Consider the following 17755-nt stretch of genomic DNA (forward strand, 5'->3'; position numbering starts at 1 on the left):
CGAAAGCCTTCCGATCGATACTCATGTTTCCGTGTTCTGGTGATCGCAAACATGCGCCTCTTGCGGTGCCTTCTCCGTGCTCCCTAGACTGCCGCGCATGACCTACATTTCATCCGGGCAGCTCCGCGCCGACGTCGAGCAGCTCCTAGGAGTAGCACTTGTTCGTGAACCAGACGCGGACGAAGAGGACTCGGAGGACGACGAAGCAGAGGAGGATGACGATGCGTTCACGCTCGACGGCTTCACTCCGGAGCTTCGCGCAGAGTTGGAAGCACTGAGCGACTTGGCCGAGAACTGGTCCCTGCCCCAGCTCTGCGTGCTGCAATGGGGCGATTTCTGTCCGAGCCCTTGGCAGAACGGCGCGGATCGCGACGAGGTACTGGAAGAGTGGCTCGACGGCGACGAGGCCGCGACCGACTTCGTCATGCGTGCGGTGAGCGTCGTCCACGGCGGCGGCGGGTTCTACGTCCTGGTGAACGAGGACGGGCGCATGGGCATCTTGTGCGAGGATCCGCACTCTTTCGATCGGCTCGACTGCACGCTCCCGCAGTTCCTGAAGACGCTCGTGTCCGCACATCACATGGTCAGCACGCGGGGGCTGGAGGCCGCGAAAGCCGAGCTAAGCAAGGTCGTCGGAACCCGCGCCACCCTTCTGCTGACTTTCGCGGGCCGGTTGGCGCCGAAAGGCTGATGATGTGCGGCGCGGGGGCGATGGGCTCGCGCGCCGCGAAATCGGCGTCGGCGGTGGGCCACGCGTAGCGCACGCCGCTGAAGGGCCTGCGCTTCGAGTCGCTGGAGGCCGCCCAGGCCTACCTCGACGCGTGGGAGGCGAAGTGGGCGGATACCCGAATCCACGGCACCACCAAGCGCCAGGTGGTCGCCATTTTCGGCGAGGAGTGCCATGGCTGCTGGCCCTGCTCGTGGAGCCATTCCGTGACGACGCCTACGGTGAGCGAGTGGTGCACCTGGACGGGCGCGTCGAGGTGGACGGCGCGTACTACTCGGTGCCCCCGGGACACATCGGCCGCAAGCTGAACCTGCAGTGGGACAGCCTCCACGTCCGCCCGCTGCGGGCCCTCTGGCGGCGCACGCTCCCGCCAGCTACCGATGTTCTCCTGTGGATTCAGTGGCGACGGCACCATCAAGCCTTCGCCATGCGCTGCCACTACCGAGCCTGCGGCGCCAGACACAAACTGCAACTGTATGACCAAGGGGGCCAGACATTTGGACTCCCATCTCCGAATGAAGCCTTCACGTCGGGACTCGCGCTCACGGCGCCACCTCCTCGCGCAGGGGCGTCGCGGATTCACCTGCATGGGCAAGGTGCACGTCCACGCTGTCCGTCTCCTCGTCCACCACGACTCGGCCGACGAGGGCCTGCAGCAGGCGCCCCCGGTTGGCGGCCGTGAGGGCGTCCCACACCGCGTCGAAGTCCGCCAAGGCCTGGGCCACCCACGCCGCCTCCAGCTTCTCCCCCTCCATGGCGTCCAGCGCGCGCTCCACCTCCGCCAGCCGCTTCTTCATGCCGGCGGACTCTTCTTCCGCAGCCGTCCGCTTCTGTTCCAGGAGGCGCCGGGAGGGGCCCTCCAGCTTCGAGAGGGAATCCACCCACTTCGCGGACTCCCCGGCGCTCCTGGCCAAGTCCTTCGGGAGCCGCACGCGCTCCGCGCGCAGGGCCTTGTGCTTCTCCTCCAGCCGCGACGTGAGGCGGGCATGCACCTGCGTTGCGAAGCCCCCACCCACCGAGACTTCCCGCAGCCGGGCGACGACGAAGTCCTCCAGGGCGGCAGCCGAAAGAGGCGAGGCCTGGCACCCTTCCTTCCCCTGCGTGTCCCGGGTGACGCAGCGGTAGTAGCGGTACTCGCGCGTACCCTTACGCGTGGAGCCGGGCGTCATGGCCTCGCCGCACATGCCGCAGCGCAGGAGGCCTCGCAGCACGTAGTCCGGGTTGCGCCAGTGGTACTGGATGCCCGGGCCGCGGCCCTCCAGGACGTCCTGCACCTGATGGAAGGTGGCCCTGTCTACAATCGCCGGGTGCTCGCCCGGGCGCATCTCGTCGCCATACGGCACGAAGCCCGCGTACAGGGAGCTGCGCAAGAGGCGCAGCACATCCTGCGTCGTCCATTTCCGGGCCGCGCGCGTGGCACCACGCTGGGCCTCGTACCGCTTCGTCTTCCGCCCCGTCTCGTTGAGGAGGCGCGACACCACCGAGGCCTGCTGGTGCTGGAGGTACAACTTGAAGGCCTCCCGCACCACCACCGCCTCGTACTCACTCACCACGAGGCGCTTGTCCTTCACCTCGTAACCCAGCGGCGCCCACCCTCCCCCTGCCTGGCGGCGCCACCCTGCAGCACCACCAACTCCTGCAGGCCATCCAGCCGGCGCTCGCGCCCCTCGCGCCCCTCTTCGACATCATCGGCGCGGTGCTGGCCCTCGTCGAAGTCGTGAAGGCCCTACCCGACGCGCTGGGGTCGCCGCCGGACCCAACAGCCATCGCCGCGGCCTTGCCGAATCTGGCCGAGAAGGTGTCCAAGCTGCTCCGCCTCGTCCCCCAGCGCTCGGTGCCACTCGCGGTGGTGGGCGTCATCGACATCGCCCTGGGCGAGTTGGGCCACACCCGTGGCCAGCTCCTCCACCTGCAACTGCGCCTGCCGAGCCACTCTCGGGCCCAACTTCGCGCAGCCCAGCTTGGAGACACGGGCCTCCTCGCGGTGGTCGGCTGCGCGGAGGCCAACGTCGCGCGGGAGGCCGCCAACGTCGGCAAGGCCCTGGCCGCCCTCTCCCAGCGCATGGCCCTCCTCAACGTCCTCCTGGGCCTGGGGGCGGCCCCCGGGTGCCGGACTTCTCCAGCCTTGCGGGGAGCCCGCTGGAAGAGGCCCTAGCTCCCCTCGACGCCATCGTCCGCGCGCTGCAGCAGGTGCGCGCGGCCATTCCCATTCCGCAGGGAGGACATCATGAGTCGAGTGCTCCAGAATCTCCTCGTTCCCTTCCGCAGGGACAGGAAGCGGGACTTCGCCTCCAGGACCGAAGCCGAGCTGCTCGCCTCGAAGGTGCGGCAGGTGCTGCTCACGGAGGGCGCCCCCCCTCTCCACCGACGAGCGACCCTGGCACACCAGCTTCGGCGCGGGCCACTCGCGCCTGCGCCACCAGCGCAACGACACCGTGCTGGCAGAGCTGGCACGAGTGAGCGTCCGCGGCGCCCTCGCACGCTGGCTGCCTGGCGTCCAACGGGTGCAGGTCCGCGTCGAGCAGGACGCCGCCACACTGACGCTTCGAGTGCGCGTGCACGAGGGTGACTCGGCAGCGGACGTGGAGGTGCCCCTTCGTGGCTGAGTGGCGGACCAGTCCCCCCACATGGGCAGACTTCGTTCAGGGCGAGGACTCCTTCGAATGTTGGATTGCGTATGCGAGCGCGTAACCCAAGAAAGAGTCGAGCCAATCGGTCACATTGTCGGCAACCTGTTCAAACTGGTATTCGTCGCGCCAGAAGAACCAAAACGCACTGTTTTCACGGCGTGTCTTGTTCGCAATAACGAATGAATACCCCACCGACGCCGCATCCGTCGTGCCCACGATGACGGCGACAGCATCGCCCGAGTGAAGGGGGGCCAGGAACGGGTATTTCTGCGGGCGGAACCTCGGCGACGACGTGAGCGTTCGCGTCAGCGATTTCGATTCGGCAACCAATGAGTGGAGGTCGAACGTAGCGGCGACGCCCCACGCATCGACGCGGCCGAAGCGAGACAAGAAATCGAAGAGTTCGCTGGGAAGCAAGGCGCCAAGGCTCGCTTCAATGGCCTCGATCTCATTCACGCCGAACGCAGGCCCCACCGTGAGAGGAGAAAGCCCCTTGCCGGAAGCGAGTTGATTAATGGCCTCTACCACATCAAGGATTCTCATTCGGCCAGACTACCATGCAGACATCGAGGCGAGCCTCGATTCACGCCAGTGCCTGGGACACCGGCGAGTCGCCCCGGTGGAGAACCTGTGCCTACCCAAAATTCGGTCGCTGCGTCATCAGTGCGTCAAAGAGCGCGTCATGACGTGCGCGATGCGCATGACGAGCCGCTGGGCCCTCTCTTCCATTTGGTGGAGGTCGGAATCACGCGCGGCTCAGACGCCTCAACACCTCTCTGCCCGTGTGTGGACACGCCCCTCCCCTCCTGCGAACGCAGGTAGGCCCGTGCAGCCTGCTCGGAGCTGCGAGGGGCAGGTAGACAGCATGGATGTCCGAGGGCTCAGGGCAGCCTGGTGATGCGATTGAGCGCGGGGGCGGGCAAGGGGCTCGCCTGGCTGCTGTGTGCCTTCAGGTATGCCTCCAGCGCGTCGCTGTCCACGGCGCCACCCAGCCGGTTCGTCCCCTCGACAAGCACCTGGACGCCATCCCCTCCATTCGCGAGGTAGCTGTTCGCGGTGACGCGGTAGTTCGCCGCCGGGTCCACCATCACGCCGTTGATCCGGATGGACGCCGGGTCGACGCGGTTTCCGACGGGCGCCGACGCGCTGAACGAATAGGTGAAGCCCGCCGACGGAATCAGCATGAGGGTGGCTCCCGACGGCCGCCACTGCTGCTCCAGCAGTTGCTCGATTTGCGCGCCCGTCAGAGTCAGGGTGACCAGGCTGTTGCCGAACGGCTGCGCGGTGAAGGCCTGGCCGTAGGTGACCTCGCCCTGGGCGAGGTCCGCGCGCACTCCGCCCGGGTTCATGAAGGCCACCTGCGCCCCACCCAGGTTCGCGGGCTTCGTCGCCTCCAGATGCGAGTCCGCGATGACGGAGCCCAGGGTGGACTGGCCCGCGGAGTTCGACTGGGTCCTGAGCGCCTGCGCCACCCAGCCGATGACCCGGTTGGCCATCGGCGCGGCGAGCCCCTGGTACTTCGCCACCAGCTCCTTCACCGCGCCGACCTCCGGCACGTCGCGAGTGACGATGACGTTGTTCGCGCGCGCCTCCACGACGTCGCCCGTCGCCTTGCTCAACGTCAGGTCGATGTCCGTGACGAGCTGCCCCATCGACGAGGCGCTCGTGACGACCTTGCCAGCGATGACGCAGTTGTAGGCCTGATGCGTGTGGCCGCTGACGATGACGTCCACCGCGTTATCGAGTCCCTTGGCCATGCCCACGATGGCGCCTGAGATGTGCCCGTCCGCCCCCGCGCCCTTGCAATCGTTCACCAGCGAGCCCGGGGTCGGAATTCCGCCCTGGTGCACCACCACGATGATGGCTTCGATGCCCTGCCGCCGCAGCTCCGGCACCAGCGCGTTCACCGTCTGCACTTCGTCCTTGAAGGTGAGCCCCGCCACGCCCGTGGGCGTGACGGCTTCCGGCGTGGCCTCCAACGTCATGCCGATGAAGGCCACCTTCACGCCCTCGAACTCGCGCACGTCGTAGCGGGGGAACAGCGTGCGGTCCACGCCCGTGGCCACGTTGGCCGCCAGGAACTTGAACTTCGCGCCCGGGAAGCCATCCCCGTCCTGGCAGCCATCCACCGGGTGGCAGCCGCCCGACTGCATGCGCAACAGCTCCGTGCTGCCCTCGTCGAACTCGTGGTTGCCCACCGCGACCAGGTCCAGGCCAATCAGGTTCATCGCCTCGACGGTGGGCTCGTCGTGGAAGAGCCCCGACAGCAACGGGGAGGCGCCAATGAGGTCTCCCGCCGCTACCACCACCGTGTTCGGATTGGTGGCCCGCAGGGCCGCGATGTGCCGGGCGAAGTACGTCACGCCGCCCGCGTTCACCCGCACCGGCCCACCGTCGGAGGCCACGCCCGCCAGAATCTGGCCCGCGGGCGCCTCGAGCTGCCCGTGGAAGTCATTGAACGCGAGCACCTGCACGCTCACCGTGGTGGGGCCCGAGTCGGGCGCCCCCGAGTCGGGAGTCCCCGAGTCAGGCGTCCCCGAGTCGGGCGTCCCCGCGTCCGTGCCGGAGTCCGGGGGCGGCACCTCGACAGAATGCTGCTCACAGCGATTGTCCTCGCAGACCCACTCCGTGTTCGAAGCCGGCGGTCCCTTGGCTTCACGGCAGTCGGCGGTGTCCTGGCACTCGTCACCTCCGCAGCCGCCCTGGGCGAAGAGGAACATGCCGGTGACGAACGCTCCGGCGAGCAGGAAGACGCTGGGACGCGCTTCCAGCGGTGACGAGCGCGGTGTGGCTTGTGGCATCGAAGGAACTCCAACGAACAGGGAGGGAGAACCTACTCGGGTTCGTCGACGATGGCGCGACTTCATGGCGGCACGGTGAAGCTCGCGCCCCGACTTCGTCTCGGCACGGGTCTGCGACTGCCGCCCGTACTCATGGCGCGGATGGCGGCGCCTCGTTGCCACACAGCAGCGACTCCGCGGGACATCCGGTGCGCCCCATCAGGACGGCCACCTGACCGTGCGCGCGACCGAAGCGCTCCGCCACTCCGCGCCAGGTGAAGCCAGCCTCGGGCGACCTCGCCGGGACAGACACGGGCCGAGCAGGGAGACGGTGCGCGCCGGCAAGTCCACATGGGCGTCGCGTCGACGCGCTTCTCCGATCAGGAGAGGAGAGCCCTCAGCCCCAGAGAGAAGGCCGAAGACGACGCGCGCCGCCTCCTGCGCCCCGGCAGCGTACGGTGGCGGGTGGCTCTCGCCAGATTGCAGCACCTCCAGCAGTTGAGGGAGGGCGCCTGTGGCTACCCGCAGCACGGGCGCAAAGGCTGGGGCACACCTACTCGGCAATGTCGGCCCGTCACGTCGCGGTCCAATCGGATGGCGCTTCGATGAAGGAGCACAGGGCACGGGTGACGCTGCAGCCCGAGCACAGTTGGGACGGGAAGCCCCTCGGCATAGCGGCTCCTCGGCGAGCCCCAAATGAGCGGGCGCCGATTCGAACGCCCCGGTACTTACGCGGTGTCGCAAGCGGGATAGCAGCCTGGAGTGGCGGCAGGGCGTTGCCGCGAATACTCCCTGAGTGAAATTCAGTATTCTCGACTCCTGAAATCCGGGTGGAGCATGTACCGCACAGAACGGAGGGAACTACCAGCAATGCGTCCTCTGTGGGCCACAGCGCGAGCGTGACTCCCGTGATGCAAGAATCCTCGGAAGTGAGGTTTCAATGACGTCCGCGGGCTCGCACGTGAGTCGGGTGGAGTTCTGGACGGACTCCGCTCTGGATGCAGTCGACGTACTTCATCCGCCTCGGCACGCCGCTGGTGGAGGTGGCAGCTCTCACTGGCTTCTCGGATCAAAGTCATCTCACGAGACACTTCAAGCGCATCACCAGCATCACACCAGGCGCATTCGCACAGAAGGTGCGCTGAACGGCTGGGCACCATCAAGGCCATCTTGCGGGCCCCGTCAGAACCCCATTTCACATTTTCCGACTGGCGGCGCGAGCACTCGCCCGCTCGCCCAGTTGCGCCCGCGAGACGTCGCGCGGCCATTCACAGGCAAGGTTCGTTCAAGACAATTTCTTCGTGGGACGGCAACTTCGACGCGTCACCTCAATGAGAGGGCCGTTGAACATGTCATCCCTCTCACGCCTTATCCCGCTCTCCAGTGATACCGAGAGCCAACCGACCGCGGCCATGCGCCAAGCCATCGCGAGTGCCGAGGTTGGAGATGAACAACATGGAAAAGACCCGACGGTGAACCTGATTCAGGAGCGCGTCGCCGAGCTTCTGGGCAAGGAGGCGGCTCTTTGACTCCCTACGGGGACGATGTGCAACTTCGTGGCCATCAAGCTCCACACGCATCCAGCGGATGTCGTCATCGCGGACAGCATGGCTCACATCATCCGCGCGGAGTCTGGTGGAGTCTCCTTGAGCTCCGGCCCGATGGTTGAAGGAGTCCCGACCGCGCGAGGCATCTTCACTGCCGACGAGCTGCGCCAAGCCTTGGCGCGATTGAAGACAGTTCCGCCGCCTTACGGCCCGAGTCCAAAGCTGGTGTGCATCGAACAGACACACAACTTTGGAGGCGGCACAGTCTGGTCGCTCGCAGCGTTGGCGGATGTCGCAGAGGTGGCACGAACTGAGGGCATCCGCCTGACGACACCTCCCCCTGAGACCAACATGGTGTTCTTCGATACGACGGGAGTCGGTCTGTCGAATGAGCAGTTCGCGAAGGCGCTCGCCGACCGCGGGGTTCATGTGGGCCTCATGCGAGGACAGATTCGCGCGGTGACGCACATCGACGTAAGCCCCGACGACATCGACATGACTCTCGAAGTAGCGGCCGTCATTGCAAACGCTTCGTATCGCGGCATGCCCTCAGCCGACACATAATCGCCGGGCCGCTCACGTGTCCAAGGAGCCCTTCTGGCTTGCCCATCCACCGTGGCCAATACGGAGGCAAGCAGGCTGAGCATGCGCCGACAATGGAAGCAGCAGAACGACTGCGGCATACAGCCCCATCCACGCCGAATCGTGTCGGTTCATCGATTACCCTCGCGCCTCGCCAAGTGAACTCCTGGCGAACCGGAGAAGCTCCGGCCGAGGGCGCTCCAAGGCGCCAGGCACAAACGCGCAATCTCACCCGCCCCAAGCAGCCATAAACCATCACGACGAGAACAAGAGATTTCTCACGATGGAACTGATGAGAGCCCTGCCCTCGCCCAACGTGCGCAGCCCTCTGTTGCCCGCGGCGCAGAGTGCAACCTCCTGGTCCAGACCTCTCAAGGGTGATACCGGGCGACCCGTAGCGCCTCGACGTCCCATGGAGGGCTGGCTGCTGTCCCCTGAGTGAGCGGCAGCACATCCATGCCGCGCGGGGAATGCCCAATGCCCCAAACGGTCCAGAGCGAGCTGAATGGGCCGGTGTTCGAGGCCACCGACTTCCGGTGGGCGCCGCTCATCCTCAGTCGGGAGCGGATGCTGACCGGAGCTGAAATGGCGGCACCCCGCACCAGGAGCAAGAGCAGGACGGTCTGGCCGCGTGGGCAGGAACCGAGGAGGGCTGGGGTAGATGCCCCCTTGAGCAATCGTCGGAAATCAAGTCGAGGTGACATCGAGAACTTCTCGTGTTCCAGGCTATGCGCATGAGCCGTGCTACCGCGAGGGGGGCCTCGCGTGTCTGGCTCCGGCCTGAGGGGCGTGCGAGAGTGCCCATCCCCTCTATGCGACTGATGAACAAACGCTCCGTAGCCCTTGCTGGAATGATGCTGGTGCTGGCCGCTTGCAAGACGACGGGCCCTGCACCCGCCCGCGATATCCCCACGGCAATGAACCAAGTCGCGACGACCCTGCTGCAGTCACGACTGCTGCACGCAACGTCGATCGCCGTGGTCTATCGCGGCGAGGAGTTCATCCTGCATCGGGGTGAGCTGGAGACCGGCAAGTCCAATCCGCCCGATGATTCGACCCTCTATGAGATAGGGTCGGTCAGCAAGACCTTCGCCGGCCTGCTGTTGGCCAACGCTGTCCTCGAAGGCAAGGCGAGCCTCGACGACCCGATACAAAAGTATCTGCCGTCCGCCTATCCGAACCTTCAGTCAGACGGCGGGCCGATCCGTCTGCGCCATCTGGTCACCCACACCAGCGGCATGCCGGGGATATTGCCACTGCAAGTGAATGAGGTGTTGAGGGACTTCACTGCGCATGCCACCCCGGCAAAGCTCAATGCCGCCTATGCGGACTACGGGCAGCCGCAGTTCTGGCAGGACCTGCACACCGTCAGCATCAAGGGCCCGCTCGGCAAGGACTACGCTTATTCGAGCGCCGGTACCGAGTTGGTCGCGCACACCCTCGAGAAGCTCCACGGGGCGCCCTACGATTCGTTGCTCGCGGAGTTCCTGGCGCGGGAAGCCGGTATGCACGACACGTGGCTGCGCCTGCGTGCCCAGGACGCCAACCGCTTGGCTCCCGGCTACCACAGCGACAACCCGGTCGGCACCACGCCGATGCCACTCCTGCCCTGGGGCGCGGCGGGAGCCTTGAAGGCGACGATGCCGGAGATGGTGAAGTACTTGCGCTTGCAGTTGAGCAACCATCCCGCGGTGACAGAGTCACACAAGCCGCTGGTGCGCTTCGCGGAGGACTTCAGCATTGGCTATTTCTGGAACATCGGCCAGAGCAGCCAGTTGGGCACCCACTACGTGCATCACGGCGGCGTGCCTCGCGCGCAATGCTATCTCTACCTCGTGCCGAAGTATCAGTTGGGGGTGTTCATCATCACCAACCAGAGCGGCGATGCGACCGCCAACGCCATGGAACGCGCGCTGGCACCCCTCTTTGACAGGGTCGAATCCATGCAGGGTCGCTAAACCACCGCTCGTGATTCTCGATCGCGGTTGGTGAGCGGGCGGGCGCGCGGGGCGCGAGGAAGAGGCAGGGGCGCATCCCGTTCGGCTCTGTGTGCGCAGAAGACCAGGAATCGGAAAGGCCCCGCCCAGGGATAAAGGTAGGCTGCGTCTGTCGCGGCTGCAGCGCCGCTCCCTCATTCGCTGGGGAGAAAGGAGCGGCTGCCCGCTCACCCTGCGACGGTGCATGGCGGTGGTGGGAGTGTCGCGCGGCAAATCGTGCAGCGAGGTCGCACGTGCGCTGGCGTGCGCCACCTCCACCGTCGTCTCCGCGGTCAATCGTTACCGGACGGGACGGCGTAAATCCCTGGTGGACCGCAGGGCAGCCAATGGCGAGGCGAAGGTGGATGAGCGCTTCCTCGCCATTCTCTCGCGTGTGCTGGCAGGTACTCCCGAAGAGGTGGGCTGGTGCCGCCCGACGTGGACGCGGGAGTTGCTCGCGCTGGAGATGGAGCGCCGGGGCTTGGCGCGGGTGTCGGTTGCCACCATGGGCCGTGCGCTTGCCACCCTCGGTGCGAGCCTGAAGGCGGCCAAACCCGTCGTGGGCTGCCCTTGGCCGGGCTGGAAGCGGCGCCGGCGCCTCTTCGAACTGCGGTGCCTGGAAGCCTATGCCCAGTGCGACGAGCCGGTCCTCTACGTGGACGAGGTGGACATCCACCTCAATCCGAAGGTGGGACGCGACTGGTGTCTGCCCGGCCAGCGCCGGGTGGTGCTCACGCCAGGCAACAACAAGAAGCGATACTTGGCTGGCGCCCTGGACTCGAAGACGGGCCGCCTCACCTGGGTGGAAGGCAAGTCGAAGGCCAGCTCCCTCTTCATCCAACTCCTTTGGCGCATCTGCGGTGAGTACCGTGGCGCGCCACGAATCCACCTCATCCTGGACAACGCCTCCATCCACAGCAGCAAGAAGACGAGGAAGGCGCTCGAGCAACTCGACGGTAGGATTGTCCTCCACTTCCTGCCGCCTTACTGCCCGGACGCCAATCGCATTGAGCGCGTCTGGCTGGACCTCCACTCCAACGTCACCCGCAACCATCACTGCCGCACCCTCCAGAAGCTGATGCGACGCGTCCAGGCATACCTGCTCGCTCGCAACGCCCAGCGGCGTGCCAGTCCTATCCTCCGCAAGGTCCATCTACGGCGCGCCGCCTGAACGCGTGCGAGATTCGTGATCGGCCGTTTAGGTGCGAGGAAGAATGAGGTCGCGCGCTCGGTAAACGTGGAACTCGTACCGCCCCACCTGTTCAAGACGCCGGAACTTCTCCGCGAAGGCGATGTCGGCGAAGAAGGATTCGACATCCCCGGGGCCAGAGATGGCCTCCACGTTCACCACCGTCTCGCCATCAATGCTGGTGGCGAGAGTGCTCCAAAGGAACTCCTTTCGCCGCGCGGCGACGTACTGGACGATGTCCCGAATGATTTCAAGCGCTTCCTCCTGCTTGCCTGCATGGGCATGGATGACGTTCACGACGAAGACAGTTCCCTCAGCGAGCGGGTGCAGCGAGCTGGGTGTAGATGCGGTGGACATGGGTGGCTCCTGTTCGAACGACGCCAAATGCGTCGCATCCCCTTGTGTAGCGGGCGTGAACCACGAGAGAACGGACATCAATTCGAAGGAGAATGGAAAACTTGTCCGCAATACACTCCAAGGCGAGGAACGTGACCGATGGCTTCGGCGGGCTGAGAGCCTTCGTCCAGGCCGCCGAGACGCTCAGTTTCGTTGAAGCGGGACGCAGACTCGGACTCTCTGCGTCAGCCATCGGCAAGAGCATCGCTCGCCTCGAAGAACAGTTCGACGTCCGCCTGTTCCACCGAACGACCCGCAGCGTTTCACTCACGGAGGACGGCGCGCGCTTCCTTTCACGGTGCACGCGGATTCTCGCCGAAGTCGAAGCGATGTCGCTCGACTTCTCACGCACGGACGCAGCCTTGCGCGGCCATCTGCGCGTTGCTCTCCCAACAGCAATCACGTTCTTTACTGCTCACCTGGCAGAGTTCTCGCGCCTTCATCCTCAGATTGAGTTGGACGTCGAGTTCGACGATCGACTTGTCAACCTTGTTGAGGACAGATTTGATGTAGCCATTCGTACCGGTGAGCCGGAAGACTCTCAGTTCCCGTCACGCCGTCTCGCGAGCTTTCGACATGTCATCGTGGGGGCACCTTCGTATCTCTCGAGTCGTCCGCCTCTTACCAATCCAGCGGCACTGAACGAACATCGACTCCTTCTCTACAAAAAGCCCCGCACCGGCAAAATCGAAGCGTGGCCAGTGGAGCGTGAACTTTCGCCGAAGCGAATTGGCCCTGCAGGAGGTGCAGTCGCCAACAGTATTGACGCACTGATCATCATGGCCCGTGAGGGGCGCGGCCTTGCTTGCGTCCCGGACTACTTCATTCCTCAAGAACTCCGGGACGGAATGCTCTCCGTCGTGCTTGAGTCCGCAGCAAGTCGAGACAACTCCTTTCACATCTTTTGGCCCTCGAAAGCCCAGCGCATGCCTCGGGTGCGAACCTTTATCGACTTCATGTCTCGCCGTATGCCTCGCGAACGATGAGTGTGCCCCATCTGATCCATCACCCATTGCAGTGCATCCACCGACCATCGCGACTTTTGATTGCACTTCCGTGAAACCAAGGCAGGAAAATCTCTCACCGCCCATTGTCGCCACGCATTTAGCGACTCGACGCAAGGCTCAGTCAGCCGGGAGTCCCCCCCCAGGGGGGTGCCCGGATGTCATCTCGGCGAGCTCGACCACCTTGCGCTTGAGGACCAGGCTTGATGCTGAGTTCCAGCATGAGCCAAGTGAAAGACTTGGGCGACGAGTGCGCTTGCGCTCCCCAGCATCCGTGCAGTGGCGGAGCAATTGGCAACGAAAGCCATCACCCAAGCGCCACCTGCAGACTGCCCCCTCGATGTGCTCGCCGACACGGCCCCCTCCGGAGAGGGCGCTTCGCGGCCCAACCTGAGGCTGGGTCACCTTGTCGAAAGGGCGCACCACCTTCGCGCCGTCGGAGACACGCGCCAACGTCAACGCCTTCGCTTTCTCGTCGACGGCCTTCACCTTCGCAGAGAAAGTGCCCCACCCCTGCTTGTAGCGCACCTCTTGCCCCTCCGCGTATGAGACAGGCAAATCTGGGCTGGGGCCTGCGGCGGCCGACACTGTGCATCCCGCCGCGCGCGGACGCCTGCGGATCTTCTGGGACGAGGGCCCGGCCCGCGTGGGCTTCAGCGCGGCCTCCCACCGTGCCCACTTCCGAACGGGCACCGAGGCCGTGCGCTCCGACGCGGGCGTGGGTGTGCGCTTCGGCGCAGACGCAGCAGGAGCGCGGCCAGGCTCAACGCCCAGGAACTGAGCAATCTTCTCCAACAGCTCCACCCGCCAGCCCATCGCATTCCCTACGCTCAGCGACGCCACCCCGCTGCTCGTGGACGAAGACCTCCACCGACAGCGCTCACCCGCCGTCGTCCTCCAGCTCCACATCCCGCGTCAGCCGCATCCGCAGGCCGTGCTCATCCACCAGCAGTAGGCGTCGCGAGCGCGTCCGGCGGCAATCCCCCAAGGGGGAGAGGTCAGAAGCAGGAGGCTCCATCCGGGATGGTTCTACGCCATGTACCGCCGCCACAGAACGCTCAGCGACTCCACGGGAGGGTCGACCTCTCGGCCTTGTTCATTCCTGATGACGTAGAAAATCTCTCCGTCGGGGCTGACCGTCTTGATCGCCCGTTTCCCCTTCATGACCCACATGCAGACCGCGCACAGGCCAGGCGCCGAGGCGGCCTGCCCAGCACCTGGTGAAGGGATGACTTCTTCCTTGAAGCCGAGCGCCCTTTCCTCCTCCGACGCTGTCGTCGGGTGGAGGCTGTCCGTCTCTGCCTCATCGTCGCGATGCATGTGTCCTCTCGCCCCAAGAGCGCCGAACTGTAACGGAAGGGAACCTCCTCGACTTCATCTCACAGGCAGCCGCCGGTGAAGCACTCGGGTCCTTCCAGGCTCATCCCGGTTTGCGACGGAAGTGGAGCGCCTGCACGCCGGACTTGAACCGCTGCGTCGAGAGGAACTCGAGATGCCGCGCACTCGACAGGCCATGAAACAACGTCGGCCCGCGGCCACTGATGATGGGATGAAGGACGATGCGGTACTCGTCGATGAGTCCCATCTCCTCGAGCGAAGCCGCGAGCTTGGGCGCTCCGACAAGGACACCCCGCTCGGTCTTCGCCTTCAGCGCAGAGATCGCCTCGCGGAGGTCCCCCTCCACTTTGATCGTGTTCTGCCACGGAAAGTCGCTCCGCGAGCTCGACACGACGTACTTCGCCTTCGCCTCGAGGTGCTGTGCCCACTCGCGCATCGCGCGCGGCGCCTTTTCGTCGCGTGCCACCGCGGGCCAGGCGCCCTCCATCAGTTCGTAGGTGTTGCGCCCGAAGAGCATCGCCCCGCTCTGGTCCATGAGCTGCCTCCAATAGTCGTGCAGCTCATCGTCCACGATTCCTTGGGTGTGATCGATGCACCCGTCCAAAGTGACATTGAGACCGAAAGTGAGGAGGCCCATGGCGTGGGATACTACGAACAGCGCGCCCAGCGCGCAGCAACCCGAACCATCGACGCGATGCGCCATCCCCGGTGGGTATCGGCGCGCAGAAACTCGCCGGCATCCAATCCAGCACCGGGCTGCTGCGCACTGCGCGCGGAAACCAGACCTGCACCCTCGCCCCTCCGTCCGGCCGCGGTGGACTCGACAGTGGCGGACGAAGCCAAACCGCCCGGCGATCAGGCACGACTGGCCCAACGGCCACCTGCGATCGTGGACGCGGTCCAGGCCCGCCGCCATGGACCACGAAGCCGCATGGGTAGAGCTTCATCCGTGCACCTGCGCGCGCATCGAAGAATGCGACACTCACCCACTTCAGCGTGTCGCCCGCGAGCCCACGCGCGTCGCCGCCCCGCACGCTGTGAAGCGGGTACCGAAAGGAGCAGCACCATGGACGGGAGGCCCCACCATGTCGTTTGCGAACCTTCAGTCGGTCCCCGATTGAAGGGGCCGGGCCCCCAAAGCCAGCACCAGAAGTGAAGGCGCCTTCAGCGACCTCGGCGCAACCGCCTCCTCCGCCGTTTCACTGGCGCGCCCTCGCCACACAAGGGCGGCCGGCGATCCCGGACAGAGCCCTCCGAGAATCCTCAAGAGCGCCAAGCCCCCGAAGAGTGCCCGTCCCCGCTCGACATCGTTGAACTGCAGCGGTCCGCTGGCGCGTAGCGCCGCCAACGCCTCTCAGGCGCAAGGAGCCCCGCGCCAAGCCACCACGAAGGATGGGCCTCCACCGAGAAGCCTCGCGCCCACAGGAGAGGGTGGACCGGCGCGAGCCACCGCACGGCGTTCGAGCGAAGCACCGCCTGCCACCTCCGCCGTTCTCGCAGCACGAGGAGAGGACATCCATCGCTTACGGCCGCTTGCTGAACCTCCTCACCTGCAGCGACGTCCGCCGACATGGGGCAGCACAACCAATCCAGAGAGCGCGAACTGCGCATTCAGCGCCTGTTGAACTGGAGCGCCGTGCGAGGCGGCGCGGTATGAGGCCAGCATCGCCATGGGGACGCGTGTGCCGCTTCGGTACAGAAAAGAGTCCCTTCGCAGCTCCAGGACCGCGACATGCAGCCCGTATCTTTTTTGCCCGGAATGTGTCCCTCGAGCATGAGAACTGAGTCACCAGGTCCACTGGGAGCGGCCGTCAGGGCATCCTGGCGCGTGTTTCTCGATACCTACGAGCCACTCCGCCCGGACCTCTACCGGTACTGCAGCCAACTGACACGCAGCCCCTGGGACGCAGAGGACATGACCCAGGAGACCATGGCGCGGGCGTTCGCGAGTCTCGGCATCATGGCCGAGCCACCGCGCAGCCTGCGTGCGTGACTCTTTCGGGTCGCGAGCAACCTGTGGCTCAACCGGATGCGGCAGACGCGCGAGGTCCCGGCTCCCGACAGTATCGAGGTCCCTGAGCCGGTCACGCCCACCGAGCCTCGCGCAACGCGTGAGGCCGCAGGAACGCTGCTCACGCTTGAGTCAAAGCGCCCAGGCTCTCGCCCCCACTTCCGCATCCCGGATTCTCAACTGGGCGAGGTGACACGGCTGCTCGATGCCGCGCCCGACAATACGCCCCATGAAATCGCAGATGCATACGTCAAGAAAGCAGGCGTATGCGCAAATCGAGCCGCCATGGAACGTGATTTCCATCGGCTGCGCTATACGCGAAAAAATCGCTCCTCGCCCCTGAGCGGCGGCTGGCGAACAATCGCCGATACTGCGGGCGGCATTTGGCTACGGCAGCCCAACCGAAGCCTGCGCGTCTCCATTTCATCGACGAGACTGCCGCGACCCTCACAATGACACGACGGATTTTGAAGGAGCCACCAACAGCGACCGCTTCGAAACCTACGTTCGCGAGGGACTTCTGCCCCTCCTCAAGTCGCACGGCCTGGCGGCCATGGACAACCTCAGCGTCCATCATCGGCCAGTGGTCGAAAACTCCTTCGCAGCCGCAAGGCGAGACTTCTCTTCCTGCATCCCAACAGCCCTGAACTCAACCCCATCGAGTCGTTCTGACTGAAAGTAAAGACGCGCATGAGAGCCCTCGGAGCCCGCACACAAGTAGCCCTCCATGCCGCGATGCGAGAGGCACTCGCAACCGAACGGAAACAGGACGCAGCGACTTGGCTCACCTACTGCGGTGCGGCCATCGTCCTCAACCGCCGTGATCACCGTTGTAGCGCCGCGAGTTCAAGCTGACCTGCGAGTGACGAAGTCCACCGACACGGTTCGAGGCTCCTCGTCCCCGTAGGAAATCGTGACGACAAGCTCACAGGGGCACTTTGGGTTCGTCCAGTCGCCACACCAGACCTGGAAATCAGTGGCCTCGTCGAAACTCACGAGGTCGTGACCGAGTGCCCTCAGCTCCGCGACCATTCGATAGCCCTCTGCATCGGGAGTTGCAGATGACTTGAGCCGCGCTGCCAGCACCTGCTCCAACTCGCGAGAAAGTCGCTTCTGGTCGCGCGCCTGAACAAAGCTCTCGTAGGAAAAACAGGGATCAAGCATGTAAAGACTCCAGCCAAACATTTCACGCGCGGATGTATCAGAGAAGTTGTCTCCTCGGCGGACAGGCCGAGATGACGACGCCGGCGAGCATTGGCAAGCCTCGGTATCGTACACAGATGCATTCAAGGCGCAGTTGGCGAAGCGGTTGCTGGGCCCGGACGCGAGAAGAGGCTCGACGAGCGCTGCTCGATGACATCGAGGTGTTCTACAACCGAAAGCGTCATCACTCATCTCTCTGCGACATCAGCCCTGTGGAATACGAACGGCTGAGGCGCGAAAGCAGGCAGCATCGTCAACCTGTCCACCGAAGAGGGTAAGGCGCAGTCGTCAGCTCGGCCTGTCCGCCGAGGCGACATCTTCCCGGATGCTGGGGGCGTATTCTCCGTCCTCGGCTGCTGCGTCATACGATTC

The 17755-nt window shown here is 65.1% G+C and carries 14 protein-coding genes and 3 pseudogenes; 9 read left to right on the forward strand and 8 right to left on the reverse strand.

The genetic code is table 11. The annotated features are described in order from the left end of the window. Positions 1–97: 97 nt before the first annotated feature. Together A176_RS24960 and A176_RS40195 are read left to right on the forward strand one after the other, a co-directional pair. Positions 98–691 carry a hypothetical protein gene (locus tag A176_RS24960; protein WP_002640649.1) on the forward strand — a complete coding sequence of 198 codons (594 nt, stop codon included), beginning with the start codon at positions 98–100 and terminating at the stop codon, positions 689–691. Between the two features lie 29 nt (positions 692–720). Beyond that, a pseudogene (locus A176_RS40195) lies at positions 721–1154 on the forward strand (Mu transposase domain-containing protein); the annotation flags it as partial. Between the two features lie 115 nt (positions 1155–1269). On the opposite strand, the gene A176_RS24970 reads toward A176_RS40195, so the two are convergent. Next, positions 1270–2298, reverse strand: a complete 1029-nt coding sequence (locus tag A176_RS24970; RefSeq protein ID WP_002640650.1) for a recombinase family protein — start codon at positions 2296–2298, stop codon at positions 1270–1272. Between the two features lie 146 nt (positions 2299–2444). Here A176_RS24970 and A176_RS24975 point away from each other — a divergent pair, with 146 nt between their 5' ends. After that, positions 2445–2882 carry a hypothetical protein gene (locus tag A176_RS24975; RefSeq protein ID WP_226993983.1) on the forward strand — a complete coding sequence of 146 codons (438 nt, stop codon included), beginning with the start codon at positions 2445–2447 and terminating at the stop codon, positions 2880–2882. A 487-nt stretch (positions 2883–3369) separates the two neighbouring features. Here the strand turns inward: A176_RS24975 and A176_RS24980 are convergent, their stop codons facing one another. Together A176_RS24980 and A176_RS24985 are read right to left on the reverse strand one after the other, a co-directional pair. Then, a complete protein-coding gene (locus A176_RS24980; protein WP_044890991.1) occupies positions 3370–3900 on the reverse strand; it encodes an SMI1/KNR4 family protein in 531 nt (176 codons plus the stop codon). A gap of 338 nt (positions 3901–4238) precedes the next feature. Then, on the reverse strand, positions 4239–6158 hold the full coding sequence (locus A176_RS24985; protein ID WP_002640654.1) for a bifunctional metallophosphatase/5'-nucleotidase: 1920 nt from the start codon (positions 6156–6158) through the stop codon (positions 4239–4241). 977 nt (positions 6159–7135) lie between these two features. Between A176_RS24985 and A176_RS41280 the strand changes: the two genes are divergently transcribed. The 4 genes and pseudogenes from A176_RS41280 to A176_RS25005 all read left to right on the forward strand — a co-directional run bounded on the left by A176_RS41280 (position 7136) and on the right by A176_RS25005 (position 11413). Continuing rightward, on the forward strand, positions 7136–7282 hold the full coding sequence (locus tag A176_RS41280; RefSeq protein WP_002640656.1) for a helix-turn-helix domain-containing protein: 147 nt from the start codon (positions 7136–7138) through the stop codon (positions 7280–7282). Between the two features lie 204 nt (positions 7283–7486). Beyond that, positions 7487–8248, forward strand: a pseudogene (locus tag A176_RS24995) (threonine aldolase family protein). A gap of 869 nt (positions 8249–9117) precedes the next feature. Beyond that, a complete protein-coding gene (locus tag A176_RS25000; protein ID WP_226993984.1) occupies positions 9118–10224 on the forward strand; it encodes a serine hydrolase domain-containing protein in 1107 nt (368 codons plus the stop codon). A gap of 223 nt (positions 10225–10447) precedes the next feature. Next, on the forward strand, positions 10448–11413 hold the full coding sequence (locus A176_RS25005; RefSeq protein ID WP_002640924.1) for an IS630 family transposase: 966 nt from the start codon (positions 10448–10450) through the stop codon (positions 11411–11413). A 27-nt stretch (positions 11414–11440) separates the two neighbouring features. On the opposite strand, the gene A176_RS25010 is transcribed toward A176_RS25005, so the two are convergent. Then, positions 11441–11788, reverse strand: a complete 348-nt coding sequence (locus A176_RS25010) for an antibiotic biosynthesis monooxygenase (protein ID WP_044890990.1) — start codon at positions 11786–11788, stop codon at positions 11441–11443. Between the two features lie 131 nt (positions 11789–11919). Here A176_RS25010 and A176_RS38265 point away from each other — a divergent pair, with 131 nt between their 5' ends. Then, positions 11920–12813: a LysR family transcriptional regulator gene (locus A176_RS38265; protein WP_226993985.1), complete on the forward strand. Its 894-nt coding sequence runs from the start codon at positions 11920–11922 to the stop codon at positions 12811–12813. A gap of 417 nt (positions 12814–13230) precedes the next feature. Here A176_RS38265 and A176_RS41285 read toward each other — a convergent pair. The 3 genes and pseudogenes from A176_RS41285 to A176_RS25020 form a co-directional block, all read right to left on the reverse strand. Continuing rightward, positions 13231–13647 (reverse strand): annotated as a pseudogene (locus A176_RS41285) (PspA); the annotation flags it as partial. A 213-nt stretch (positions 13648–13860) separates the two neighbouring features. Continuing rightward, positions 13861–14151, reverse strand: a complete 291-nt coding sequence (locus A176_RS25015; protein ID WP_044890989.1) for a hypothetical protein — start codon at positions 14149–14151, stop codon at positions 13861–13863. Positions 14152–14251: 100 nt separating this feature from the next. After that, on the reverse strand, positions 14252–14806 hold the full coding sequence (locus A176_RS25020; protein WP_044891007.1) for a dihydrofolate reductase family protein: 555 nt from the start codon (positions 14804–14806) through the stop codon (positions 14252–14254). 1191 nt (positions 14807–15997) lie between these two features. Between A176_RS25020 and A176_RS40200 the strand changes: the two genes are divergently transcribed. Continuing rightward, positions 15998–16162, forward strand: coding sequence for an RNA polymerase sigma factor (locus A176_RS40200; RefSeq protein WP_002633041.1), 165 nt, complete (start codon positions 15998–16000; stop codon positions 16160–16162). Positions 16163–17026: 864 nt separating this feature from the next. On the opposite strand, the gene A176_RS25025 is transcribed toward A176_RS40200, so the two are convergent. Next, positions 17027–17344, reverse strand: a complete 318-nt coding sequence (locus A176_RS25025; RefSeq protein WP_144429607.1) for a hypothetical protein — start codon at positions 17342–17344, stop codon at positions 17027–17029. Between the last annotated feature and the right edge of the window lie 411 nt (positions 17345–17755).

The organism is Myxococcus hansupus, from assembly GCF_000280925.3.
Lineage (GTDB): Bacteria > Myxococcota > Myxococcia > Myxococcales > Myxococcaceae > Myxococcus > Myxococcus hansupus.

Excerpts from the sequence above, each read along its gene's own strand:
- A176_RS24960 (WP_002640649.1), top strand. The coding sequence starts at position 98 with ATGACCTACATTTCATCCGGGCAGCTCCGCGCCGACGTCGAGCAGCTC.
- A176_RS24980 (WP_044890991.1), bottom strand. The coding sequence starts at position 3,900 with ATGAGAATCCTTGATGTGGTAGAGGCCATTAATCAACTCGCTTCCGGC.
- A176_RS24985 (WP_002640654.1), bottom strand. The coding sequence starts at position 6,158 with ATGCCACAAGCCACACCGCGCTCGTCACCGCTGGAAGCGCGTCCCAGC.
- A176_RS41280 (WP_002640656.1), top strand. The coding sequence starts at position 7,136 with ATGCAGTCGACGTACTTCATCCGCCTCGGCACGCCGCTGGTGGAGGTG.
- A176_RS25000 (WP_226993984.1), top strand. The coding sequence starts at position 9,118 with ATGATGCTGGTGCTGGCCGCTTGCAAGACGACGGGCCCTGCACCCGCC.
- A176_RS25005 (WP_002640924.1), top strand. The coding sequence starts at position 10,448 with ATGGCGGTGGTGGGAGTGTCGCGCGGCAAATCGTGCAGCGAGGTCGCA.
- A176_RS25010 (WP_044890990.1), bottom strand. The coding sequence starts at position 11,788 with ATGTCCACCGCATCTACACCCAGCTCGCTGCACCCGCTCGCTGAGGGA.
- A176_RS25015 (WP_044890989.1), bottom strand. The coding sequence starts at position 14,151 with ATGCATCGCGACGATGAGGCAGAGACGGACAGCCTCCACCCGACGACA.
- A176_RS25020 (WP_044891007.1), bottom strand. The coding sequence starts at position 14,806 with ATGGGCCTCCTCACTTTCGGTCTCAATGTCACTTTGGACGGGTGCATC.
- A176_RS25025 (WP_144429607.1), bottom strand. The coding sequence starts at position 17,344 with ATGCTTGATCCCTGTTTTTCCTACGAGAGCTTTGTTCAGGCGCGCGAC.